Consider the following 23993-nt stretch of genomic DNA (forward strand, 5'->3'; position numbering starts at 1 on the left):
CATTTCTCGCCAAATTCATAACTAATTGAATAGGAGTGAATGCGTCATGAAAAACAGAGGATTTCAGTACCTCTGGATCGGACAGTCCCTTGCGAATCTCGGTGATGTTTTTTATATTGTCGGGTTGATGACATTTCTTTACGGGTTGACCGAATCGGCCATGTACATGGCATTGGTACCATTCATCAGTACGATAGCTCGCTTTTTGAGTGCTTTAATGGCGCCACTTGTGATGGAATGGATGGGGCTCAAACGGAGTCTCGTGATCTCTCAAGCCTGCAAGACCTTACTTTTACTGGGTTTCTTTGGTCTTACCTTTTATTCACTGGACTCTGCACGTGTACCGATCGTATTCTTAGTGGTTGTCTTGGTCAGTTTTCTTGATGGATGGGCAACACCGGCAAGAGGCGCACTTGTGCCTGTGCTTGTCCCGGAAAAAAAGTTGATTGCAAAAAACAGTTTTCTTGCACTGATGGATCAAAGTATGACCATGAGCGGCTGGGCGCTCGGTGGCCTTTTCGCAGCTAAATGGGGAAGCACTTCTCTGATTGCTGTCACACTCATCCTTTACTGCACAGCGTCACTGTGTATGGGATTGATCCGTTCCCCAAAGAAAGATCTTAGGAAAAAGAGTCAAGGCGGCCAATCAAAATGGTCACTTTTGAAAAACGGTTGGCGAACCGTCTGGCAAACACCGGTATTGCGTATCATCTTTCTTACCGAATCCTTATGGTCGTTTGCCGATGTCGTATGGATTGCCGCGATCATATACGTTTTTGTTGATCAAGCATTACATGTGGACGCTTCTTGGTGGGGGTATATTAACTTTATCTTTTTTGTTGGGTTAATTCTAACTAGTTTTTATGGTATGCGTTGGAGCGCACATCTTAAAAAACACTCGGCACCTTTCGTAACAGTCGGAACACTTTTAGGATGTATTGTCACATTTTTATTCGGCATGAATTCATTACCTTGGGCAGCGCTCGTCCTTACCCTATTCTATGGGATTGCGTTTCAACTCCAATCTGTTATTTTTCTTACCATTGAACAGAAAACAGTATCTCCAAATCACCTCGCAAACGTTTTCGCTGCACAAGACGCGATACAATCTATTCTGTTTGGTATCGGCAGTTTGCTGCTGGGCTATTTGGCCGATACGCTCGGCGTCCGTTCCGTGTTTTATATTTCTGCCGCATTGCTGTTTCTCGCTTTTCTAGTTCTGTTCACATCGAGAAAACACATCGTCTTCAAAAAATAATTCGCATCTCAAAAACCATGATCTGTCCAAAAGATCATGGTTTTTTACTGGGAACCTATGCAAAAAAAAGAAGAGGCGCGCTCTTCTTCTCAATCCTCTTCCTTGTCATCTTCAGTTAGAAACTCTGAATCCAGACCGTCCAATTCTTTATCTAGATCATCATCATCATCTGCAGCTTCAATCAAACCATCGTCATCCACTTGGACTTTAACTTTAGTCTCTCCAATCACTTCAACAAGAAACTCGCGCTCTACCTGAGCGACCACTTTGTTGCCGTTTGGCGAAATTTTCGCTTCCAAACAATTTGGTTCCTGCAGTGCTCGGCAAGTAACATCTACCTGGTCCGAAACAACTTGTTTGTCACGAAGTGTCAGCGGTACACGATCGCGATAATTTACGGTCTCGCATACAACTTCAGTTCTTGTGTTGTTGTTATAGGAATACCAAGTGTTAATGTCATACGTTCCTTCGACGATAACCGCATCCTTATGATAGTTGGTTTTATATTTATGATTAATGACCCAGCATCCAAGGATGTTCGATGGTTTATGCGTCGGTGTAACTGTGTGTGCGGATTGGCTGAATTTTTTACCTTTCCCGCAAATGGCCTTTGTGATAATTTCCCTATATGCATTCTCTGCCAAAAGTCCAAACCTCCTTTACCTTCTTCATCTTCATGTTATGCAGGGCAAATGACACGTGTGAAACAAAAAGAGGGCGTAAGCAACAAAAAAAACTCCTATATTAGGAGTTTATGATTGGAACAGGTTCGTGAGTCTTCTGAATTCATGGACGGATATCAGAACGGGTCTTGTCATCGGTAACACGTTGCGACACAAGTTTCGTAAGCAGCTGCAAAAAATCATTGACATCTTCTTGAGACTGCCTAAATTCCTGGACAACAGGAATCGCGTCAAGTTCTGCTTGCAGCTGATTAATCACCGCTTCATTTTGATGATACGCTTCTGTTTTCCCGAAATGCTGCAGATTCACAGATTCCTTCTGATAGTGTTTGATTTGCTCAATTAATCGCTGAACTTTTTTATTTGCGCTAATTTTCGTTTCAGCTTGCTTATAAAAACGAATCTGGTCCGATTCGGATAATCGTTCTGCTATTTTTTCTGCCTGAGCAAGAATTTCTTCCTTTGAATAGTACTGCGTCATTGATTGAAAACCTCTGCTTCCTGCAATTCACCATCAAGCGACCACTTTTTGGTGTTCGTCACTTTAACTTTGACCAATTGTCCGATCAGAGATTTTGGGCCGCTAAAATTGACGACTTTATTGGTACGTGTATGACCGGAAAGAACCTCGGCATTTTTGCGGCTCTCACCTTCTACTAACACTTCCACGATTTTATCTTGATACTTGGTATTACTCTTTGCCGATAATTCATCCATCAGTTTATTTAAACGCTGCAACCGTTCCTTCTTCACTTCCATCGGAACATTGTCTGTCATGCGCGCTGCAGGAGTGCCTGCTCTTGGTGAATAGATGAACGTAAAGCCACCGTCGAATTGACATTCTCGTACAAGGGACATCGTCTCTTCAAACTGTTCATCCGTTTCGTTAGGAAAGCCCACAATAATGTCGGTCGTAAACGAAGCATTGGGAACCGTATCTTTAATCTTGTGAAAAAGACTGAGGTAGCGTTCCCGAGTGTATCCGCGGCCCATAATCTTTAGGATTTCAGAGCTTCCTGACTGAACCGGAAGGTGGATGTGTTCGCAAAGGTTGCCGCCCTTACCTAAGACTTCAATCAGATGATCGTCAAAATCTTTCGGATGACTTGTCGTAAAGCGAACGCGCGGAATACCAATCGTACGCATTTCATCCATTAGATTTCCTAGTCCGTAATTTTCCATGTTAGGCAGATCCTTACCATAAGCATTAACGTTCTGCCCGAGAAGCGTAATCTCTTTGTATCCTTTGCGGGCAAGATCACGCACCTCCTGAATAATCTCTTCCGGATGACGGCTTCGCTCCTTGCCTCGTGTATAGGGAACAATGCAGTAGGTGCAGAACTTATCACAACCGTACATGATATTGACCCAGGCCTGAAAATGCCCCCTGCGGGATTGCGGGAGATTCTCGACAATGTCTCCTTCTTTCGACCAAACTTCAACAACCATTTCTTTACCGAACAAAGCTTCCTTTAAAAGCTGTGGCAGGCGATGAATATTGTGCGTACCGAAAATCAGATCGACTTGCGGGTGTTTGGCGAGAATCTTGTTTATGACAACTTCCTCTTGAGCCATGCATCCGCAAACGCCAAGAATTAATCCGGGCTTTTCCAGTTTCAACATTTTCAATGTACCGATATGTCCGAACACCTTGTTTTCTGCATTTTCACGGATGGCGCACGTATTGAGCAAAATCACATCGGCATCGATCGGCTCAGATGTCTCCTGATAGCCCATTTCTTCTAAGATACCGGCCATGACTTCCGTATCATGTTCATTCATCTGACAACCATACGTTTCAATCAGATACTTTTTACCTTTACCAACATGCTGCATATCTTCCGGAATACTAAAATCATTTATAATTTGTACCGCCTCTCTGCGACGCCTGCGTGCGTCTTTCAGAGAGGGCGGCTGAAAGTACTTCGAAAAATCAACTTTGCTGATTGTTTTATCAGCCACAGAGCAACCTCTCCTTCAAATCTCATCCCTAAATTATAGCAAACTCATTGATGTTATGAAAGAATGATCCATTGTTGGATGATAAAATCCCAAGAACATGATCACAGATCCACTAAACGAGTCAATATTATTAAACGTTCGTTTAATATAACCGTATATACCGCTAATTTCTTATAGTAATTTGTGTATAACATAATCAACATTTTGAAAAATGAATCGGAATTTATGCTATGATTTTGCAAATTAAACAAAGAATCATTTATCTTTAACATGGGGGCATTTAAGTCAAATGAATTTACTAAAACAAAATAGGAATTTTCGCTTCTTGTTCTCGGCACGCATGATCACGAATGTTGGTGACAGCATTTATTTTATTGCCGCAATGTGGCTTGTCTACCAGATGAGCGGATCATCATTCTACTCCGGACTCGCCGGCTTTCTTATCATGGTTCCACGAGCTTTGCAATTCGTCATTGGTCCAATTATCGACCGTTATTCAATCAAGCGATTAATTGTAGTCACTCAACTCGTTCAGGCTCTTCTTCTGATCACGATTCCTGCAGCTGCTTGGTTTAACATCCTCACCGTTCCACTCATTCTTACCGTCATGCCCATAGTATCGTTTTTTAATCAGTTTTCTTTCCCGGCAGAGAGCGCGCTTATTCCACACATATTAAATAAAGAACAGCGTGTTCAAGGTAATGGTTTAATGACGCTTGCCTATCAGGGAACCGAAGCAGTATTTCAGGCAATTGGCGGTGTCTTGGTTACGGTAATCGGAGCGATTTCACTGTTTAGTGCCGATATTGTTTCATTTTTAATTGCTATCGTGCTTTTCTCAATGCTCAAATTGCCTCAGGTTAATCAAACCCATACAAATCTATCTATTAAAGCGCAATGTACACGTTATTTCTCTGATTTGCGCGAAGGCTTCCATAGTGTTATTCATTCGTTAATAGGAAAAATGATGGTGGGTTCATTGATGACTAATTTTGCACTCGGTGCGTTGGTCGCGGTACTGCCGGCCTACTCAGACCAATTAGGCGGATCAAGCATGTATGGGTTGATGATGGCCGGAATGGCTATTGGTACATTAATCGGTGCGCTAATGGCGCGTAATTTTCAACGTAAGCCTATTGGCAAAATGCTTATGACCGGTTATTTTATTGGATTTCTTTTCTGGGTTGCGGCAGCAGTTGCACCATTTCCCGTTCTTACAGTCGTTTTATTTTCAGCAAGTTTGATTTTTCCCGGATGCAATAACGTCCTCAATTTTACACTCATTCAGAATGTGGTGCCACGAACCATGCTTGCTCGCGCCATGTCACTTGTGGCAAGTCTCGCAACCTGTATCATGCCGCTCGGATCGCTTGTCGGTGGTGCTCTTAGCTCTGTGTTCGGACCGAATATCATATTCATTGCCACAAGTTGCGGGTTTCTATTCTATGCCGTCTATGTTCTGCTCATGCCCGTACTGCGCACCTTGCCCTCTGCGGGTACCGTAAGACCGGAAAACTATGGATTCCAACAAGAAACAGAAACGATGAATGAACATGTTTGAAAAATGAAAGGTTTCAAAAACTGTGCATAGACATGATACGGCTGCATCTATTTATGTAATAAATGACTTCAATTATAAAACAGTAAAAAGAGCATTGCCTTTTGCAGGCTATGCTCTTTTTACTGTTTATTCATTCAATAGTTGTTCACCGATATGGCGAATGATATGGCTTCTCGTCACCAAGCCGATCACATGCCGCTCATCGTCAATAACCGGGATCCGTTTGATATGATCGTGAGAAAGCAGCTTCAAAACAGCATCTAATTCTTTATCCTTCTCTACTGTCCGCAAATTCTTTTTCTTCATCAAATCTCTCACTTGCCTAGTCAACAGATCTTTCAGTTTTTCTTTTGATAGATCAACACGGATCGCTGAAATCAGCGAATATAGATCATAAATGGTTTGTTGTTTCGGAGAAATCTCTCTTAATAGATCTCCGTCACTGATATAGCCGACAAGCTGATTTTGATCATTCACAACCGGAGCGCCACCAATCTTGTGATCAATCATGGTTTCAATCAATGTCTTGACCGTGTCGCTCTCGCGGACGGTCACAACATCTTTTAGCATCAATTGTTCAACAATCATAGAGATGCACCTCCTCGGAATCCTACAATCATGCCGTTCTCTCTTTAGTATACCATGATCATGTAACCGCTTATATAGTAAATTTACTGATCGGATTCATCTTTCTTCTTTCCGTTACCTCTGCCTGATTTTTTTAATGCATTACGCAGCAGAAATTCGATTTGCCCATTAACACTTCGAAACTCATCATCCGCCCATCTTTGAAGTTGGTCATAGACTTCCGGATCAATTCTGAGTAAAAAACTTTTTTTCTTTGCCATAATAGTACCTCTTTAATAGAATCTGTTCAAAAAGGAGGACAAAAAGAGCCGAGGTCAGGCAAATCGCCACGTCCTGTGGCATGCCTGACACTAGCTCGTCCTGAGCGTCGAAGATCAAGGAAGCGCAGTTTCGAGCATCAGAGCGTACTTTCACAGGATGTGATGACTTCAACGTTGTGCACAGGACGTGCACGTTGTTAGTTGAAGTTCCCCTGCTAATACGTGAGGAGCGGAGAAACAAGCTGACACAGAACTTCCGCAGGATGCGGTGACTTCTGCGTTTTGCACAGGACGTGCATGCTGTTAGCAGAAGATCCTCATTGCCTTTTTCCCGGACTTTTTGAACACCCTCTAATAGAGGCTTCCTGTATTAATTACCGGTTGCATTCTCCACATTAGGTTGGCGAATGTATCCAGCGTCTCTCGTGTCCCAAAACAGGCATAGTCATCTTATCCAAGAATATAGTAATTTATGGGCGATCCTCATAAGGAGATGACAAGCGGAAATGGATGTATTAAAAGTTTCAGCAAGATCTGTACCTAACTCTGTTGCCGGTGCCCTTGCACATGCAATGAGGGAACAAAAAAAAGCAGAAATACAGGCGATCGGAGCAGGAGCGATCAATCAAGCGGTCAAAGCTGTTGCCATCGCCAGAGGCTTTGTCGCGCCAAGTGGCCTTGATCTAATTTGCATCCCGGCATTTACAGATATTACGATCGATGGCGAGGAGAGAACCGCAATAAAACTCATTGTTGAGCCGCGATGAGCTTTTGGCGATGCAAGAGCGTTTTTCCATACAAAAAGACATAAAAATGACAACAGTCATACTTTATGCCTTATAACAAACACGCATTAATGCGTAGCCTATTCATTATTGCCTCGCCTCAACCCGTGAGGCTTTTTTTGTCCTTAAAACCAATGTCAATCAAAGAACAAATGATCATCATTAATTAAAATACGATTGATCTTTGTCGCCTTACCTGTTTTTTCATCAATTTGAATGAGCACAGCACCAAGCTGACCCGGGCCATCCTCACTGTCGAAACGAACAGGCATGGAGGTCAGAAACCGTTTCGTCACGGATGCTCTTTGCACGCCGATAATCCCATTGTATGGGCCAGTCATACCGACGTCTGTGAGATAAGCAGTGCCTCGCGGAAGGATTCGTTCATCCGCAGTTGGCACATGTGTGTGTGTGCCAATGACCGCTGAAACACTGCCATCCAGGTACCAGCCTAATGCCAGTTTTTCACTTGTCGTTTCCGCATGTACATCAACAAAAATAATCGGCGTCTTTTGCCTTGCTTCATCGACAAGCTGACTCACAACACGAAACGGGTCATCAAGCGCCGGCAAGAACACACGCCCCTGTATGTTAATCACGGCTACCTGCGTATTGTGCGGCAGGGTAATATAGCGGATGCCCGTGCCCGGTGTACCTTCAGGAAAATTTGCAGGTCGAACAAGTTGTTTCGCATCTTCAATAAATTCAAAGATTTCACGGTTATCCCAAGTATGATTTCCCATGGTGAGCATATCTGCCCCAGCTTCTAATAATTGCCTGTAGATTTTCCTGGTCAATCCTTTACCGTGTGCCGCATTCTCTGCGTTCACTATGGTTATCGTAGGCTGATACTTACTTTTCACTTTAGGCAAATAATCTTCAATCATTTGCCTTCCGGTACGTCCGTAAACGTCACCGACAAATAAAATTTTCATTGTACACGCTCTTTTCTAGTGCTTTTACCTCCGGGTATTAGAAGAAGCTGTCCCAAAAGGTTCATCACATTAAACTTATACTGCACCCCGATTATTCGCAAACAACTAGTTCGCTCCGCAAGAGTTTCGTATCTGCACGTTTGGGGTTCATAACTATACTTTTCTTGTCGTACAAAAAGGGTGTCTCAAAGTAAAAAACGAACCTTTGAAACACCCTTCTTTTTTATTTTGCGTACTCTACAGCTCGAGTTTCACGAATTACCGTTACTTTGATATTTCCCGGATAATCCAGTTCATTCTCAATTTTCTTGGTAATTTCGCGGGCAAGCTGGAACGATTTTGCATCGTCTACGAGATCTGGTTGAACGATGATTCGAATTTCTCGTCCGGCTTGAATCGCATAGGATTTCTCGACACCTTCGAAAGATTCCGAGATCTCTTCCAATTTCTCCAAACGATGAATATACGTTTCAAGCGTTTCACGTCTCGCTCCCGGTCTAGCGGCAGATAATGCGTCTGCTGCTGCAACGAGAACCGAGATGACAGAAGTTGCGTCCGTATCTCCATGGTGTGAAGCGATACTGTTAATAACAACGGGATGTTCTTTGTACTTCGTTGCCAATTCAACACCAATTTCAACATGACTGCCTTCAACTTCATGGTCAATCGCCTTACCGATATCATGCAGCAATCCGGCTCTTCTCGCCAGGTTTTCATCTTCACCCAGCTCGGCTGCCATCATACCTGACAAGAAAGCGACTTCCATAGAATGCTTTAACACATTCTGGCCGTAGCTTGTTCTGAAGTGGAGTCGTCCCAATATCTTGATCAGATCCGGATGCAGGCTATGAATCCCCACCTCAAAGGTGGTTTGTTCGCCATAGTCTCGAATCTTCTCGTCAACCTCATGACGCGATTTTTCAACCATCTCTTCAATACGAGCCGGATGAATACGTCCGTCTTGAACAAGCTTTTCGAGAGCAATACGCGCAACCTCGCGCCTGATCGGATCAAATCCTGACAGAATAACCGCTTCCGGTGTATCATCGATGATTAGATCAATTCCGGTGAGCGTTTCAAGCGTTCGGATGTTCCGACCTTCACGTCCGATTATACGTCCCTTCATCTCGTCATTCGGCAAATTAACAACAGAGACTGTGGTTTCAGTCACATGATCGGCAGCGCAACGCTGAATCGCAAGTGAAAGGATACTTTTCGCTTTCTTTTCCGCTTCTTCTTTCGCCTTTGCTTCGATATCCTTTGCGATCTGAGCAGCCTCGTGAATGGTTTCCTGCTTCACCTGGTTCAGGATCAATTCCTTCGCCTCATCATTGGTTAATCCGGAAATCCGTTCAAGTTCCGACTGCTGTTTTCGCAGCGATTCCTCCACTTTGCTTTCCATCTCTTCAATTTGTCTTCGTTTCTTGCTAAGAGTTTCCTCCCTTTTTTCCAAAGAACTTTCTTTATTATCAAGAGATTCACTTTTTCGATCGAGCAGATCCTCTTTCTGCAACAGACGATTCTCCTGCCTCTGGAGTTCGTTACGCCGTTCACGCGCTTCATTTTCCGTTTGGTTCCTAAGCGTATGAATTTCGTCCTTCGCTTCCAACAGCGTTTCCTTTTTCAAGGCTTCCGCATCCCGGTGGGCATCTTCAACAATTTGATGTGCCGCAGCTTCCGCAGAAGTTATTTTCGCCTCAGCAAATTTCTTTCGAATGTAATAGCCAACAAACAGACAAACTACAGAGATCAGTAGCGCAATGGAGATGATCACAACAGTAATAAATGTCATCATTTCACCTCCTTGCTTTTCCATATCGTCACCAGTAAAACAGATGCTTTTTACTTTTGAATGATGCTTAACAAAGAAACGATAGGTAAGAAGGGCATTTCGACTTGATATCCCTATTGCTCGTAAAAAACGAGTTGCTTGAAAGGAACATGGTAGCTTTAGTTACTCTCTTAATCGTCCTTTTAAGCATTTTCATGCGCAAAGTTTACATAATCAGGCAATCAATAACTTTGTAGTTACAAGTTCATTGTATAATTGCCTATTTGGGTTGTCAACCTTGTGCCATTGGATTGAAAGAATGTAAATTGATCTGCCAATTATTCTATACAGATTGTTGTGACCTTGCTTACCAATTGCATGATATGATCAAGCACGTGATGACAGTATAAGAAAAACCGGGCAAAGAGCGACCGGTCTTTAATCTCCAGCCATGTGTGATGGTTTTGTATCTTTTCAGTGCTGAATCGTCGCTTCGGTTACTCGCTTGCCGCGGGCGCACCGGGAGCCTCCTCAAACAAACAATTATCTGCGGGGTCTCTTTGTCTCGCGATCAACAGAGACGCTCCCGCAGACGTCTCTCGAACGGATTTATTGATAAAATGCCGCTTTTCGTATACTACAAGGCAGAATCTTACACTTTCTTTGCCCGTAAAAAAAACTTGTGCCCACATATCAAGGCACAAGTTTAAAAAGGTTGTTTATTTTAGCATTCATTCTTTTTCGGGCAGCGGTTCGGCTTCTGCCGCAGGTTCTTCGCTTGCACTGCCGTCCAGATTATAATGCGCGCGAATTTGCTGCTTGATCTCCGCCTTCACCGATTCGTTTTCCTTCAGATATAGCTTCGAATTCTCACGACCTTGACCTAAGCGTTCTTTATTGTAGGAATACCATGATCCGCTTTTCTCAACAATATCAAGATCTGCGCCGATATCAAGAATTTCACCTTCTTGAGAAATGCCTTGCCCATACATGATATCAACTTCAGCTTGTTTGAACGGAGGAGCGACCTTGTTCTTAACTACTTTAATTCTCGCTCTGTTCCCGACAATGTCATTGCCAAGTTTCAATTGTTCGGCGCGGCGCACTTCAAGCCGCACTGAAGCGTAGAATTTAAGCGCACGACCGCCGGGGGTTACTTCGGGATTTCCAAACATAATACCCACTTTTTCACGGATTTGGTTGATGAAAATAGCCGTTGTCTTCGATTTACTGATCGCTCCCGAAAGTTTTCTCAACGCTTGTGACATCAAACGCGCTTGAAGACCGACGTGTGCGTCGCCCATTTCCCCTTCAATTTCCGCTTTCGGCACTAATGCCGCTACCGAATCAATAACGATAATATCAACCGCACCGCTGCGGACAAGCGCTTCGGCAATCTCAAGTGCTTGTTCCCCGGTATCCGGTTGAGAGAGAAGCAACTCATCAATATTCACACCTAAATGCTCAGCATAAACCGGATCAAGTGCATGTTCAGCGTCAATAAATGCCGCTTGTCCACCGCCCTGCTGTGCTTCGGCAATTGCATGAAGGGCAACTGTTGTTTTACCTGAAGATTCAGGTCCGTATATTTCAATGATACGTCCGCGCGGATAACCGCCGACGCCCAATGCTATATCTAAAGCCAAGGAACCGCTGGATACTGTGGATACACGCTGTTCCGGCCTTTCTCCCAACCTCATAATTGAACCTTTGCCAAACTGTTTCTCAATTTGACGCAGTGCACTATCAAGTGCTGCTTTTCGTTCGTTTTTTTCAGCCATGATTGTGGTTCATCTCCTTCAACATTCTTTTCCTAATCATACCGTTTTTTCTTTATAAGTACAAGTGTTCTGCGAATGTTTATTCGTTTTTGTCAACAGCCGATAATCGGAAGATTTCTTAAATGCCTTCTCACGATGTCGTAGCCTGTCTTCGTCGACTGAATTCTGATCTTTTGCCGTGATCCGTTAAATTGGAAGCGGTAGCTTTCCGATCCATTACTATCTGAAAAACCGATATAAACGGTTCCGACATCCTTTCCCTCACTTTTGTCAGGGCCTGCGACGCCTGTGAATGAAACACCAAAATCCGATCCGCACAGCTTTCTTACAGACGCAGCCAAATGCTTCGCGCAACTCGCGCTTACAGCCCCATCCGTCTTCAGCACCTCTTGAGGAACAGCAAGCACCTGATGTTTCACTTGATTCGTATAGCAGACAATACCGCCGTTCAAAATAGACGATGCGCCTGGGAAAGCTGCCATCCAATCGGCTGCCATCCCCCCGGTCAGACTTTCAGCGAAAGCAATCGTTTTTTTCTGCTCGCGCAGCAGTTCAAAAACAATTTCTGGAAGCGACTCTTCATTGTAGCCGTATAAATACTGACCGACACGCGCGTCAATCTTGGCTTCAATCGCATCAAGCATAGCTTCTGCTTGATCTAACTGTTCATGCTTTGCGGTCAATCTTAATGTGACCTCACTCTCTTTGGCGAGCGGTGCGATCGTTGGATTTGACTGCGCGTCGATCAAATCAATGATTTGGGTTTCCAACTGAGACTCGCCGATTCCAAAGAAACGGAGTACACGCGACTGAATATGTTCTTCGTTACGGCTCGCTGAGTAAAGACGCGCAAAATCAAGAAACATCGGTTTCATTTCCGATGGAACACCGGGCATCAGCAAGTACAAATGCCGACCTGTATCCACAATCATGCCTGGAGCCATGCCATGATGATTGGGCAGCACATGGCTTCCCTCAACCACAAGCGCCTGCTTTTTATTGTTCTCTGTCATCTCGCGGCCGGTCACTTTGAAGTACTCAAGTATACTTTCCATCGCTTCCTGATCCGTGACCAAATTTCTTCCTAGTACATGAGCGACAGTCTCTTTTGTGAGATCATCTTTGGTAGGTCCAAGCCCTCCTGTGAAAATCAGCAGATCAGCTCTTTTTTCAGCGTTCTTAATTACATCGATCATTCGCCCTTCGTTGTCGCCGCATACTGTGTGAAAATAAACATCAATACCTAGCGCGGCCAAATGTTCAGAAATGAACTGAGCATTCGTATTAGCAATCTGTCCAAGTAAAAGCTCCGAACCGACGGCAATAATTTCTGCATTCATGAACAAGAACTCCTATCATCCGTTTTCACATCTATTATTCTCTCATTATTATCAAGCACAGAAACCCGCAAAGCAAGGTGCAACTTTATTTGGAACGCAAAACAATTTCGCGGTTTTTATAGAAATAATCTGCACCTGAAAGCACCGTAAGAATTACGGCAATCCAAAGTACTATCTGATCCAGCGGGAAACCGTTGACTCCAAAAGGCACATTATTAAACAAAAAGAGAATAATAGCGACCATTTGGGAGAATGTCTTCCACTTGGCAATCTTACTCGCAGCGATCACTTCACCTTCTTCAACTGCGACAAGACGGAGTCCGGTTACAGCAAATTCACGCGCGAGAATCAGAATAACCAGCCATGAATCCATTCTGCCCAGTCCGACAAAGGCAACAAACGCGCTCATGACAAGCAGTTTGTCCGCAAGCGGGTCAAGTAATTTCCCAAAATTAGAAACCAAGTGGTACTTACGCGCCAGTTGACCGTCAAGCCAATCGGTGAATGAAGCGAGTACAAAAATAACCGCGGCGAGAAGTTGCGCTACCGGAAGCTGGTAGCTTCCCGAACCAAGACTGCCCATAGGAATTGGGGCCAATAGCAGAACTAAAAAGATTGGGATCATGATCATTCGAGTCACAGTTAACTTATTGGCGATATTCATTTAGAAGTCCTCCTAAAAGTAAATGATCAGAATACGTGACGATACCTCTGACAAAGTATGCCTGTCGCATAATCAAAAAAAGTGAGCCGCCGCAGTGGGCTGGCTCCAATAAGAATGTTTGTTCACTTGCTGAAATTAATTAAAAGGATCTGCACTGTGTTCTCATTTGGAAGCTCGACCGTTTTCCCGTTAACCTTCAGCTCTGTACCCGGTGCATTGCCGAATTTGAGATACAGTGTCTGAACGTCGGCAGCATCAAAGTGATACGACTTTTTGCCGTTCGTAGTGACGGTACCTTCAGCAATTTGTTTATGTGTCTGGTTGTCTTGTGCTGCAAACCAAGCGGGAGAACCGGATTTAGCTGTGACGGTAACATCAAATTTATCAGTTCCAGACAACGTATAGGTAGTCGTCGTTCCTTCTTCTTTGTCCTTCTTCAGTACCTGTTCGGAAGAGGAGTCTGAACTGCTCGCTGAATCCGAAGAACTAGATGATGAACTGCTTGGAGGAGCACTATCCCCTTTGTATTGAACAGAATTGCTGCTGCTCTGATCCGCGGATGACTTCGATTGGTTTCCTGCGAGATGAGTCACCAAAATATAAACAATCATCAGCGCGATTAAGATGAAAACAACAACGATCGCCTTATTGACGAATGAAGACCAATTTTTCGCTCTCACTGCACGTCCACGCAGTGATTTCGGTGAATGTTCATTCTCACTTCCATCCGGTGGTTTCACATGCGTTTCGACGTGTTGGCGTTCAACCTTGGGCATATCGCTCGGATACTGTTCCGTCAAGCTCTTAAAATCCAACCCCACAGTCTCGGCGTAGCTCTTGATAAACGCTCTCGTATAAAATTCGCCGGGGAGTTTGCCATAATCGCCGTCCTCAATTGCTTTCAAATAACGTCTTTGAATTTTTGTTTGCTCTTGAAGTTCATCCAGAGACAGATTTTTCTGCTCACGAGCTTCTTTAAGCACTTGACCTAGTTCACTCAATCCTAACACCTGCCATTATGAATTAAAATAAGGCCATGAAAAATACGGAGTCGGTGAAACTCCATGTGAAATTTCCTCTTCTCGATGGCTTCGAAGCTCAATAATATAATCAAAATCATTCATAGAAAACTCTGTTCCTGTTACAAAGGTATCCGGATGTTCGATGACTTTGGTAACGGGTAGTCTCATCAGTTCTCTTATCAACGACCAATGACTTTCTGAGCCGGATCTCTTGGAAACAGCTCCATCGATGACAAAAATATGCTCTTGAGAACGTTCATCGTCAGACAGTCTTGTTCGGATTGTTTGCTTCAAAAGTGTTGATGAGATAAATTGCCAGCGTTTATTTGCAGACACACTTGCTGCTATGATCGACTCCGATTTACCTACTCTAGGGAGGCCCCGAATGCCGAGAAGGGGATGATTTGGCATTTTAAATACCTCTGCCATAAAATCAACAAGCAAACCAATTTCATCACGAGAAAAGCGGAATGTTTTGCGGTCTCCTGTATCTCTCTCTATATAGCGTCCATGGCGTACTGCCAGACGATCTCCAAGCGTCGGTTGCCGGACTTTGGTCAGATAAATGGTCTCCATTTTCTTAATTGCAATCAGGAACTGTTCCATTTGCTTATCGTCTTGAGAGACAACCAGCAGCCCGCGGCGCTCGTGATCAACCCCGTTGATGGTAAGAATATTGATTCCGAGCGTCCCGAGTAGCGAGGAAACTTCTCCGAGTAATCCAGGCCTGTTCTTATGTATTTCGTATTCCAAATACCATTCTTTACCGTCGGACACCAAGAAGTTTCCTCCTTCGATTTAACGTGTTTTGCGGGTATCCTTATCAGAACAGTCATTTCAAGTTCAAAGGTCACGACACAAATAAAAAAACATATCATAAAATCAATACCTATGCTATTAATATTATCATATCTTCACTATTTTAACGATACGATCAATAAAAAAAGAAACGCACATGACGTCTCTTTTTGCGAATCGCTTAATGATCACATCGATTGACATACACGTACGGAATCTGAAATGAGCATTTTCCTGATAAACCGTGCGAGGACAAGATGTTCAAGTTTACCTGCCGCCGTCCATAGATCCATTAACACGCGATCCGGATCGTTTTTCGGATCTACATGTTCACCTAAATAGTCACCAACTATCTTGGCAAAAGACGCGATGGTATCCTCACTCGTGCCAAGATTTTCTGCTTATTCGACCCGATCACCAAGAAGTTCTGTCCAAAGGTTCCAGTTATCCCATGATGACGTGCCCACCCCTTTTGTGTGATCCTGTTTAGGATTCCAAAAAGGGCACCACTATCCAAATAAATGTTCAGCAATGCCACGCACCATTGATCGAGATCACTTGACCACTGATGTAATCGGCAGAAGAACTCATGAGAAAATTAATTAATGAAGCAACCTCTTCAGGCGCCGCCATTCGTCCCATTGGAATTTCATTCTTCACAAGCTGAATATCCTCAGCGCTGAACAGATCCATCATCGGTGTATCCACCGCTCCTGGAGCAACTGCATTCACTGTGATTCCACTTGGTGCAGCCTCTTTTGCCAATGCTTTAACAAAAGCATTCTGTCCACCTTTAACCATAGAGTAAAGTACTTCGGTAGCTGCCCCTTCTAATCCCCATATTGATGAAACAAGCAGGATCTTGCCTTTTTTCTCATGAATCATTGGTTGAATCAGTTGCTGCAAAAGTCGAAACGGGCTGGTCAGCTGCAGTTGAATGGTTTTCTTGATCGTCTCTGCATTTGTGTCTTGAAAGAGGCTGATTTCACTGTTGCCGCAGGCATATACGACTCCAGTTACTTGATTATGAAGCTGCTCAATCAACTGATCCGGTCCGCCTACATCCGAGAGATCCGCATGAACACAAATAAAGTTCTGATTTGCATAGTTTTCTCTAAGTTCGCAAGCAAGTTGTTCTGCTGCTTCTTTTGACGAATGATAATGCAAATAAAGCGAAGCACCTGACTGTGCAAGCGCACGTGCTGCCGCACCGCCAATCGCTCCACTTGCCCCGGTAACCAATATATTCTTCATCTTTTCCACTCCGTTATCAGTGACTCACCTTATCTTCCGCTTACTTCATCGCTCTGCTTCGGCACAAGAACCGAACGCGGTTTACTTCCTTCATATGGCCCGACAATATGCCGATCTTCCATAGCGTCTATTAATCGCGCGGCTCGAGTGTAGCCAATCCGAAATCTTCGTTGCAGCATGGAAACACTTGCGGTCTGCATGCTGACTACGAGCTGCACGGCGTCGTCAAACAGATCGTCTTCTACCTTCTCTTGAGGTTGTTCCGGTTGTTCAGAAGGAATCATGTCTTTCCTGTAATTTGCTTTCTGTTGTCCAACTACGTGATTAACGACAGCTTCAACTTCCTCGTCCGACAAAAACGCGCCTTGAATGCGCACCGGTTTCGAAGCACCAATGGGCAGAAAGAGCATATCTCCCTTTCCCAACAGCTTTTCCGCCCCGCCGGAATCAAGAATGGTTCTCGAGTCCATCATAGATGATACACTAAAAGCGATACGCGATGGAATATTCGCCTTGATGACGCCGGTAATGATATCCACAGAAGGACGCTGTGTCGCTATAATCAGATGAATTCCAGCTGCGCGGGCCATTTGAGCGAGTCGCGTCACGGTTTCTTCAACATCCTTTGATGCGACCATCATTAAATCGGCAAGTTCATCAATAATCACGACGATGTAGGGCATCAGTGGCTGTTTCTCTTCATGATCCTGATTAAATTTTCGAACAGCGTCATTATAGCTTTCCAAATTTCGTGTGCCGCTCTCTGAAAAAAGTTCATAACGCCTTTCCATTTCGCCAAGCACATTTTTAAGTCCTAAAGCCGCTTTGGCCGGATCGGTCACAACCGGTGTTAGAAGATGTGGTATTCCATTATAGACATTTAATTCGACCATTTTAGGATCGATCATGAACAATTTCACTTCGCTCGGCTTGGTGCGCATGAGCAGTGTAATAATAATACCATTGATACACACGCTTTTGCCGCTGCCTGTTGCTCCGGCAACAAGCAAATGCGGCATTCGGTTAAGATCCGCCAGAATGGGCTCTCCGGAAATGTCCCGTCCAAGTCCTATTGTCAGTTTTGACAGCGCACGCTTCGCATTCTTTGACTCTAACACTTCTCTAAGACAAACCATAGCGACTTCCTGATTAGGCACTTCGATACCGACGGCCGACTTGCCCGGAATTGGCGCTTCAATACGAATATCTTTGGCGGCAAGAGCAAGCGCCAAATCATCACTGAGACTGAGTATACGACTGACTTTCACCCCTGCTTCAGGGTAAACTTCATAGCGCGTGACCGCCGGGCCGAGATGAACCTCCTTAACAGTCGCGCGCACTCCAAAGCTTTCAAAAGTTCTTTCGAGTGTCCGGACATTTTCAGCGATATGCCTGCGTTCTGTATTTTGCGCGTTTTTTCCAGGCATGCGCAGTAATGTTAGCGGCGGCAGCTGATAGTCTTCATTTTCGACAGGAATTTGTGAAAAGTCAGGAGGAGCATCCGCATCTTCACTTTCTTCATAATCCTCCGCAGACAGCTGTTTGCTCTCTATTGGCGCAGGGTCAGGTACTTCCATTGACGTCTCATTAAAGTCATGGATTTCCGGCTCTTGGCCATGCGATTCAATGGATTCCTCAATGTCCGCAGAAGGATCTGCTTCCGGATGAGTTTCAGGTTTTTTCTTTTCCTTTTTCTCCCTTTTAAAAAACTGGCTTAATGAATTTCGCCAATTCGTTCCACTTTTCTTCATTGAACGGAACATACCACCAAACAGCTTTTGCGTAAGATCACGCAGGGAGTGTCCGGTAATCAGGATTATGGAAACAAGAACAAGGAATGCTGTCATAAAATAAGTTCCGGTTGTGGAAAAGAGGTAATAAAAAAAAGCAAAGCCAATCGAACCGATCAATCCGCCGCCAAGTCCCTGACTCGGAATGGCTCCGGACAACTCGCCGCGGAACAATAAAAAGGTGTTGAAAATTACCGACCGATTTTGCCAGACATTAGTTGCAGACAACGCCTCAAATAGACGTACATGACTGACCAGAAGTAATGTGAATGTGAGCAAATACATTCCTGAAAGTCTTCGTGTAAAGAATTCCGGCTGTTTTCTAAAAAAAATATAATAAACGGAGAGCACAAGGAAGTAGAGGAGGAGAAGCACCCACCAATCACCGGTGAACAACCGTGCCGCTTCTTTAATAACTTCTCCGGCAACGCCTAAATTGCTTATCCCGATACAGGTCAGCGCAAACATGCAGAGACCGCCTACCTCATAGATCAGCGTCTCCTTCCAACCAATACTCGCGCGCGTGCGCTTCCTTTTCTTCTTAGCCATAATTTCCTCGCACCTCATTCATTTCTTATCCAAGCCTTGCTTGTCCTACAGACTTTCTGTCTTTAATTTACTCTAAATGTATGTTTTTGGCAAAGCATTACTGATATAGGTATTCATGCTTAGACAAAGGCTGAGCCACCGGTACTCCGAGTTTCGTTGCATGCAGACGGTACATGTCTTTAGTGAAAATCACTTTTTATCGCCGACCAGCAAATACTCATTTTATCTAGGATTTTTTCGTGCAAAAAAGCCGGGGCTTTAGAGCCCGGCTTTTAGAATTCCATGATAATTGGCAATATCATTGGACGGCGTTTGGTTTTATCAAAAAAATAACGACTTAACGAATCTCTTATTCCACTCTTTAGCGATGACCACTCAGATACGTGCTGTGTCAAAGATTTGGACAGCACATCGGAAACGATATGATTAGCTTGATCTAAAAGATCTTCTGATTCACGCACATAGACAAATCCACGGGTGATGATTTCAGGTCCGGCAAGTATTTTTTTCGTTCTGCGTCCTAAAGTGACCACGACGATTACTGTACCATCCTGAGAGAGCAGGCGGCGGTCTCTTAACACAATATTTCCAACATCGCCAACACCAAGCCCATCAACAAGCAGTTGCCCTGCCGGAACTGAATCAGACGACCTTGCCTCTCCATTAATGAATTCGACTACATCGCCTTTGTCTAACAAGAACGTGTGACTTGCAGGTATGCCCATTGATTCAGCAATAGCCTGATTGGCTTTCATCATCTTAAATTCACCATCAATTGGAATCACATAGTTCGGCCGAGTCAGCTGCAGCATCAATTTAATATCTTCCACAGAACCATGACCCGAGACATGAACATCTTTACCAAAAACAACTTGCGCGCCTTCACTCATCAGTTGATCAATCGCGTTCGTTACTGTTTTTTCATTACTTGGTGTCAAAGATGCAGCATAAATAATCAGATCGTGCTCCTTAAGTCTCAGCTTCTTATGCAAGTGATTGGCAATATTCGACAATGGTGTCAATGGATCTCCGTCCGGACCACTTGTCAAAATCGCAAGTTCCTCTTTCGGATGCTTGAGTGATTTTTCCCAATTAATTAACATGTCTTGGGGAATGTCAAGAAATCCTTCTCTAGCAGCAATTGAAACGACCCGCTCCAAATATTTTCCGTCTAATGCAACCTTGCGATTATGAATCGCGCATGCATTGAAAAATTGCTGAATGCGGTGAATGTTGGTTGCATGAATCGCAACGATCACTCGTCCTTCCGCAGAGTAGAGAATATGGTTGAAGCGATCGCCAACTAGTGAATCGGAAGCCGCTTTGCCAGGGATCTCTGCGTGTTTGCTGTCGGAAAGCAAGCATAGAACTCCTCGATCTCCGAATCCCGAAATTTTGCTGACATCTGTTCGGATTCCTCCGACCGGTGTGAAATCGAATTTGTAATCTCCAGTATGAACAATATATCCTTGCGCAGTTTGAATGGCAAAGCCGACAGCGTCAGGAACACTATGATAGGTTCTGAAGCAGTCAATCATACATTGTCCCACTTTCAAACGCTTGTCTGGATTGATCGTATTAAATAAATCTTTTGGGAGACTTACACCCACTTTTCGGAGACTCTCCCACACAAGTGCAAGCGTCAACCGGGTTCCATAAATCGGAACCTTTAGCTCTTTCATTAGATAAGGCAGACCGCCGATGTTCGCCTGATGGCCATGTGTCAGAAACAAACCTTGAATCTGATCACGCCTTTCAACCAGATAGGAAACATCGGGAATTACCGTGTCAACTCCAAGCATGTCTTCATGTGGATGCATTAATCCCGCATCAATAATATAAATGTCATGATTTACTTCAATGACTGTCATATTATTCCCAATTTCGCCAACGCCGCCCATTGCATAAATTTTCACGCTGTCTTTCTTAGCATGTGTCAATGGGCATTCCTCCTATTAAGTTGAGCAGTCATCGCTATTGACCCGAACTAATCATTGATTTTATTATACCCAATCCCTATCGCAAAGTACAATTTTTCTAATCGTTCTTTTTGCAACAGGTTCAATTACTTAGAATGAGTCAGATGGACTTGCTAAGGTCGTTTATTTGCGAAAAAGCGTTTGCTGAAATAATTGCGGTTCGCCTGATCGCCTCTGTCAGCAAATCAATGTCCAAGCTCGGCGCGTCGTCAACTGTAATCTGTTCCGGTAAAAAAGGAACATGAATAAAACCGCCGACTATCGGTTTTCCTGACTTTTGCAGCTCATGCATCAATTTATAGAAAACATGGTTGCAGACAAAAGATCCCGCATTCTCCGACAGCTCGGCAGGTATGCCCAATTCTGTAAGCGAAACTACAATGTCATGGACTGGTAAGCTCGATCCATAGTGTTGCGGACCATCCTCTAAAATCCGCTGTCCGCTGAGAACAACTCCTTCATTATCCGCATTTTCCGAATCGCTCATATTTGTCGCGTAAAGTTCTGGAGTAATTGCCTTGCGGCCACCGGCTTGTCCAACTGCAATAATGACGTCAGGACAAATCACGCGTGCTGATGCGAAGAGCCGGTCAGCCGCCTCTCTGTATGAAACCGGAAGCTTCGTTGCGAAAAGCTCAACTGTGTCAGTAGCCTGAATGCCATCTAGGCGTCTTACCGCTTCCCAAGAAGGATTTAGCTCACTTCCCCCGAATGGCGCGAAGCCGCTTAATAATACTCTCATCTCTCCGATTCCTCCAGTTATGAAAATAAAAAGGTGAATTGAAAGCAACAGCGCTCTGATTCACCTTTTCTCTGATTTATTTACTTACCCTCAAGTCCTTACTTTCTTTAAACGACTGATAAATGTTAATTAAAGACGCAAGCTCCTGTTTCGTAAGATCGACCATTGGAAGGCGAACGCTTCCTACTGAAATGCCCAATTCATTAAGAAGCGCTTTCACTGGTGCGGGGCTCGGCGCTGCGAACAATTCCCGCATAAACGGAAGCATCCTTTGGTGTTGCTGAGCGGCTTCACTATTTCGTCCTTTATCGAAGTCATCCATCATTCGTTTCATCTCAGGTGCGATGACATGCGATGAAACCGAGATGACACCATGACCACCAATGGCTAAAATCGGTAATGTTAAACCGTCATCGCCACTATAGAGATGGAAGTCATCGCTCGTACCGCTGATGATGGCTGCCATTTGATCAAGGTCACCGCTTGCCTCTTTAACTGCGACGATGTTGTCGATTTTCGAAAGTCGAATAATCGTGTCTGCCGAGATGTTTACTTTTGAACGACTAGGAATGTTATAGACAATTAAAGGAATGGCAATATTTTCAGCAATCGCTTTGTAATGCGCGTACAATCCTGCCTGATTCGGTTTATTGTAATAAGGAGCGACCGCCATGACTGCATCGACACCCAGCTTTGCCGCTTCCTTCGAGAATGCGACTGATAGATTAGTATTGTTGCCGCCTGTTCCAACAATAACTTTAATCCGTCCGTCAACAACGCGAACCACATGCTCAAACAAGGCTAATTTTTCTTCTTGCGATAATGTGGGGGATTCCCCAGTGGTTCCTGCGACAACGACGCCGTCCGAACCCGTTTTTATTAAATGCTCTAAGAGATCCGTTGTTCGATCTAAACTTACTTTTCCATTTTCATCAAAAGGTGTGACCATAGCAGTCAATAATCGTCCAAAGTCCATATTTTTCACTCCTGTTTAGGATGTTTCAAAGTTGATTCTTCTTGTTCTGCCTCAAGATGAAAGGCTTTATGAAGCGCATTTACCGCTTCATTCATTTTTTTCTGCTCAACCAGAACCCAAATGGTGTTGTGAGAGTCAGAGGATTGTAAAATCTGAATGCCCTCTTCTGTCAATGCATTGACAATTTTCGAAGCGACACCGGGAACACCCGCCATACCTGCCCCAACCGCAGAAACTTTTGCGCATCCAATCTGAACTTCAGGCAAATAGCCTTTCTGTTTCAGTATGTTCACAGCTCCTTCAGTCGCTTGCTCACTAACCGTGTATACGACACCATTTGGGCTAATATTAATCAGATCAACGCTAATGCCCTTTTCGGCCATCGCTTTGAACACTTTTGACTGTAAACCAAATTCATTTTTACCTGCGCGCACACGGATTTGTGTGACATCGCGTACATAAGTTATTCCCGTAACCGGGCGCTCGATAAGATCCTGTCCTCTGCCTGAGCGATTCATCGTTGTGACGAGTGTTCCAAGACCATCGGACATCGTCGACCGGATATGAATCGGTATTTTCGATGTCATGGCGATTTCTACCGCACGCGGATGGATCACTTTCGCACCCTGATAAGCGAGATTACAAACTTCATTGTAGGTAAGCACGGACAATCTGCGCGCGTCGCTGACAATTCGTGGATCGGCAGTCATCACGCCGTTGACATCCGTGAAAATATCGATCCATTCAGCATCGACAGCCGCGCCAAGTGCCGCAGCCGAGGTGTCACTGCCGCCACGCCCAAGTGTTGTGATCTCGCCATCTGCAGTCCTGCCCTGAAAACCGGCAACAACAACCGCATCACATGTTTCCAGTCGTCTCAAGAGTGGCGTGACCTTCATTTCAATGATTTTCGCCTCATTGAACGCAGTATTTGTTCGAAAACCGGCCTGGGCACCTGTCATTGCTTCCGAATGAATGCCTGCCTGCTTCAGTAAGTTTGAAAAAACAATCATTGATATGGTTTCGCCGCAAGACATCAAAATGTCTTTTTCACGGGCGGAAGTCGCTCCTCGGCCAACAAGTCCAAGCAGCGTATCGGTCGCATAAGGATCACCCGAGCGTCCCATGGCGGAAACGACAACAACAACTTTGTAACCTTTTTCAACTGCTCGCGCGACATGATGAACCGCGCGTTCTCTCATCTCTTTCGTTTGGACAGAAGTACCGCCAAACTTTTGTACAATGATTTTCAAATTCTTCCACCCTTTCAAATAAGGGAGATCGCCATGAAACAA

General features: G+C 44.3%; 21 protein-coding genes and 1 pseudogene. 3 read left to right on the forward strand and 19 right to left on the reverse strand.

The features are described from left to right. Positions 1-46 precede the first annotated feature (46 nt). Positions 47-1258 (forward strand): MFS transporter, encoded by a 1212-nt coding sequence (locus tag BM003_RS01715; RefSeq protein ID WP_093669426.1) that lies wholly within the window; start codon positions 47-49, stop codon positions 1256-1258. 89 nt (positions 1259-1347) lie between these two features. On the opposite strand, the gene cotE is transcribed toward BM003_RS01715, so the two are convergent. The 3 genes from cotE to miaB form a co-directional block, all read right to left on the reverse strand. Continuing rightward, positions 1348-1902: an outer spore coat protein CotE gene (cotE, locus tag BM003_RS01720; RefSeq protein ID WP_093669428.1), complete on the reverse strand. Its 555-nt coding sequence runs from the start codon at positions 1900-1902 to the stop codon at positions 1348-1350. A gap of 142 nt (positions 1903-2044) precedes the next feature. Beyond that, complete coding sequence (locus BM003_RS01725) at positions 2045-2422, reverse strand: YlbF/YmcA family competence regulator (protein ID WP_093669430.1); 378 nt, start codon at positions 2420-2422, stop codon at positions 2045-2047. After that, positions 2419-3903 (reverse strand): tRNA (N6-isopentenyl adenosine(37)-C2)-methylthiotransferase MiaB, encoded by a 1485-nt coding sequence (miaB, locus tag BM003_RS01730; RefSeq protein WP_093669432.1) that lies wholly within the window; start codon positions 3901-3903, stop codon positions 2419-2421. The genes BM003_RS01725 and miaB overlap by 4 nt, the downstream gene beginning before the upstream one ends. Positions 3904-4192: 289 nt before the next feature. Between miaB and BM003_RS01735 the strand changes: the two genes are divergently transcribed. Next, the gene (locus BM003_RS01735; RefSeq protein WP_093669434.1) at positions 4193-5464 is read left to right on the forward strand and encodes an MFS transporter; all 1272 of its coding nucleotides are present in this window, start codon (positions 4193-4195) and stop codon (positions 5462-5464) included. Positions 5465-5590: 126 nt separating this feature from the next. Here BM003_RS01735 and BM003_RS01740 read toward each other — a convergent pair whose 3' ends face one another. Next, complete coding sequence (locus BM003_RS01740; protein WP_093669436.1) at positions 5591-6052, reverse strand: CBS domain-containing protein; 462 nt, start codon at positions 6050-6052, stop codon at positions 5591-5593. Between the two features lie 83 nt (positions 6053-6135). Next, a complete protein-coding gene (locus BM003_RS01745) occupies positions 6136-6312 on the reverse strand; it encodes a type II toxin-antitoxin system antitoxin (RefSeq protein ID WP_093669438.1) in 177 nt (58 codons plus the stop codon). 506 nt (positions 6313-6818) lie between these two features. Here BM003_RS01745 and BM003_RS01750 point away from each other — a divergent pair. Next, on the forward strand, positions 6819-7079 hold the full coding sequence (locus BM003_RS01750; protein WP_093669440.1) for a stage V sporulation protein S: 261 nt from the start codon (positions 6819-6821) through the stop codon (positions 7077-7079). Between the two features lie 155 nt (positions 7080-7234). Here BM003_RS01750 and BM003_RS01755 read toward each other — a convergent pair whose 3' ends face one another. The 14 genes and pseudogenes from BM003_RS01755 to dapG all read right to left on the reverse strand — a co-directional run bounded on the left by BM003_RS01755 (position 7235) and on the right by dapG (position 23951). After that, a complete protein-coding gene (locus BM003_RS01755; RefSeq protein WP_093669442.1) occupies positions 7235-8032 on the reverse strand; it encodes a TIGR00282 family metallophosphoesterase in 798 nt (265 codons plus the stop codon). A gap of 223 nt (positions 8033-8255) precedes the next feature. Beyond that, complete coding sequence (rny, locus tag BM003_RS01760; protein ID WP_425441031.1) at positions 8256-9824, reverse strand: ribonuclease Y; 1569 nt, start codon at positions 9822-9824, stop codon at positions 8256-8258. Between the two features lie 710 nt (positions 9825-10534). Then, complete coding sequence (recA, locus tag BM003_RS01765; protein WP_093669444.1) at positions 10535-11584, reverse strand: recombinase RecA; 1050 nt, start codon at positions 11582-11584, stop codon at positions 10535-10537. A 92-nt stretch (positions 11585-11676) separates the two neighbouring features. Continuing rightward, positions 11677-12924 carry a competence/damage-inducible protein A gene (locus BM003_RS01770; RefSeq protein ID WP_093669446.1) on the reverse strand — a complete coding sequence of 416 codons (1248 nt, stop codon included), beginning with the start codon at positions 12922-12924 and terminating at the stop codon, positions 11677-11679. Between the two features lie 85 nt (positions 12925-13009). After that, a complete protein-coding gene (pgsA, locus tag BM003_RS01775) occupies positions 13010-13588 on the reverse strand; it encodes a CDP-diacylglycerol--glycerol-3-phosphate 3-phosphatidyltransferase (protein WP_093669448.1) in 579 nt (192 codons plus the stop codon). Between the two features lie 122 nt (positions 13589-13710). Continuing rightward, on the reverse strand, positions 13711-14589 hold the full coding sequence (locus BM003_RS01780) for a helix-turn-helix domain-containing protein (protein ID WP_093669450.1): 879 nt from the start codon (positions 14587-14589) through the stop codon (positions 13711-13713). A gap of 15 nt (positions 14590-14604) precedes the next feature. Beyond that, positions 14605-15387: a DUF3388 domain-containing protein gene (locus BM003_RS01785; RefSeq protein WP_093669704.1), complete on the reverse strand. Its 783-nt coding sequence runs from the start codon at positions 15385-15387 to the stop codon at positions 14605-14607. Between the two features lie 209 nt (positions 15388-15596). Continuing rightward, positions 15597-15797: pseudogene (locus BM003_RS18185) on the reverse strand (DUF3243 family protein); the annotation flags it as partial. 136 nt (positions 15798-15933) lie between these two features. After that, positions 15934-16662, reverse strand: a complete 729-nt coding sequence (gene ymfI / locus BM003_RS01795) for an elongation factor P 5-aminopentanone reductase (RefSeq protein WP_093669454.1) — start codon at positions 16660-16662, stop codon at positions 15934-15936. Between the two features lie 29 nt (positions 16663-16691). Continuing rightward, positions 16692-19001 (reverse strand): DNA translocase FtsK, encoded by a 2310-nt coding sequence (locus BM003_RS01800; protein WP_093669456.1) that lies wholly within the window; start codon positions 18999-19001, stop codon positions 16692-16694. 272 nt (positions 19002-19273) lie between these two features. Next, a complete protein-coding gene (locus BM003_RS01805) occupies positions 19274-20941 on the reverse strand; it encodes a ribonuclease J (protein WP_093669458.1) in 1668 nt (555 codons plus the stop codon). A gap of 139 nt (positions 20942-21080) precedes the next feature. Then, the gene (gene pcp / locus BM003_RS01810) at positions 21081-21722 is read right to left on the reverse strand and encodes a pyroglutamyl-peptidase I (protein WP_093669460.1); all 642 of its coding nucleotides are present in this window, start codon (positions 21720-21722) and stop codon (positions 21081-21083) included. Positions 21723-21798: 76 nt separating this feature from the next. Next, a complete protein-coding gene (gene dapA / locus BM003_RS01815; protein WP_093669462.1) occupies positions 21799-22698 on the reverse strand; it encodes a 4-hydroxy-tetrahydrodipicolinate synthase in 900 nt (299 codons plus the stop codon). Positions 22699-22703: 5 nt separating this feature from the next. Then, entirely contained in the window at positions 22704-23951 is a 1248-nt protein-coding gene (gene dapG, locus BM003_RS01820) for an aspartate kinase (RefSeq protein WP_093669464.1), read from the reverse strand. Positions 23952-23993 lie beyond the last annotated feature (42 nt).

Source organism: Sporolactobacillus nakayamae (assembly GCF_900113325.1).
Taxonomy (GTDB): Bacteria; Bacillota; Bacilli; order Bacillales; family Sporolactobacillaceae; genus Sporolactobacillus; species Sporolactobacillus nakayamae.

Excerpts from the sequence above, each read along its gene's own strand:
- BM003_RS01715 (WP_093669426.1), top strand. The coding sequence starts at position 47 with ATGAAAAACAGAGGATTTCAGTACCTCTGGATCGGACAGTCCCTTGCG.
- BM003_RS01725 (WP_093669430.1), bottom strand. The coding sequence starts at position 2,422 with ATGACGCAGTACTATTCAAAGGAAGAAATTCTTGCTCAGGCAGAAAAA.
- BM003_RS01735 (WP_093669434.1), top strand. The coding sequence starts at position 4,193 with ATGAATTTACTAAAACAAAATAGGAATTTTCGCTTCTTGTTCTCGGCA.
- BM003_RS01740 (WP_093669436.1), bottom strand. The coding sequence starts at position 6,052 with ATGATTGTTGAACAATTGATGCTAAAAGATGTTGTGACCGTCCGCGAG.
- BM003_RS01745 (WP_093669438.1), bottom strand. The coding sequence starts at position 6,312 with ATGGCAAAGAAAAAAAGTTTTTTACTCAGAATTGATCCGGAAGTCTAT.
- BM003_RS01750 (WP_093669440.1), top strand. The coding sequence starts at position 6,819 with ATGGATGTATTAAAAGTTTCAGCAAGATCTGTACCTAACTCTGTTGCC.
- BM003_RS01755 (WP_093669442.1), bottom strand. The coding sequence starts at position 8,032 with ATGAAAATTTTATTTGTCGGTGACGTTTACGGACGTACCGGAAGGCAA.
- rny (WP_425441031.1), bottom strand. The coding sequence starts at position 9,824 with ATGACATTTATTACTGTTGTGATCATCTCCATTGCGCTACTGATCTCT.
- recA (WP_093669444.1), bottom strand. The coding sequence starts at position 11,584 with ATGGCTGAAAAAAACGAACGAAAAGCAGCACTTGATAGTGCACTGCGT.
- BM003_RS01770 (WP_093669446.1), bottom strand. The coding sequence starts at position 12,924 with ATGAATGCAGAAATTATTGCCGTCGGTTCGGAGCTTTTACTTGGACAG.
- pgsA (WP_093669448.1), bottom strand. The coding sequence starts at position 13,588 with ATGAATATCGCCAATAAGTTAACTGTGACTCGAATGATCATGATCCCA.
- ymfI (WP_093669454.1), bottom strand. The coding sequence starts at position 16,662 with ATGAAGAATATATTGGTTACCGGGGCAAGTGGAGCGATTGGCGGTGCG.
- BM003_RS01800 (WP_093669456.1), bottom strand. The coding sequence starts at position 19,001 with ATGGCTAAGAAGAAAAGGAAGCGCACGCGCGCGAGTATTGGTTGGAAG.
- pcp (WP_093669460.1), bottom strand. The coding sequence starts at position 21,722 with ATGAGAGTATTATTAAGCGGCTTCGCGCCATTCGGGGGAAGTGAGCTA.
- dapA (WP_093669462.1), bottom strand. The coding sequence starts at position 22,698 with ATGGACTTTGGACGATTATTGACTGCTATGGTCACACCTTTTGATGAA.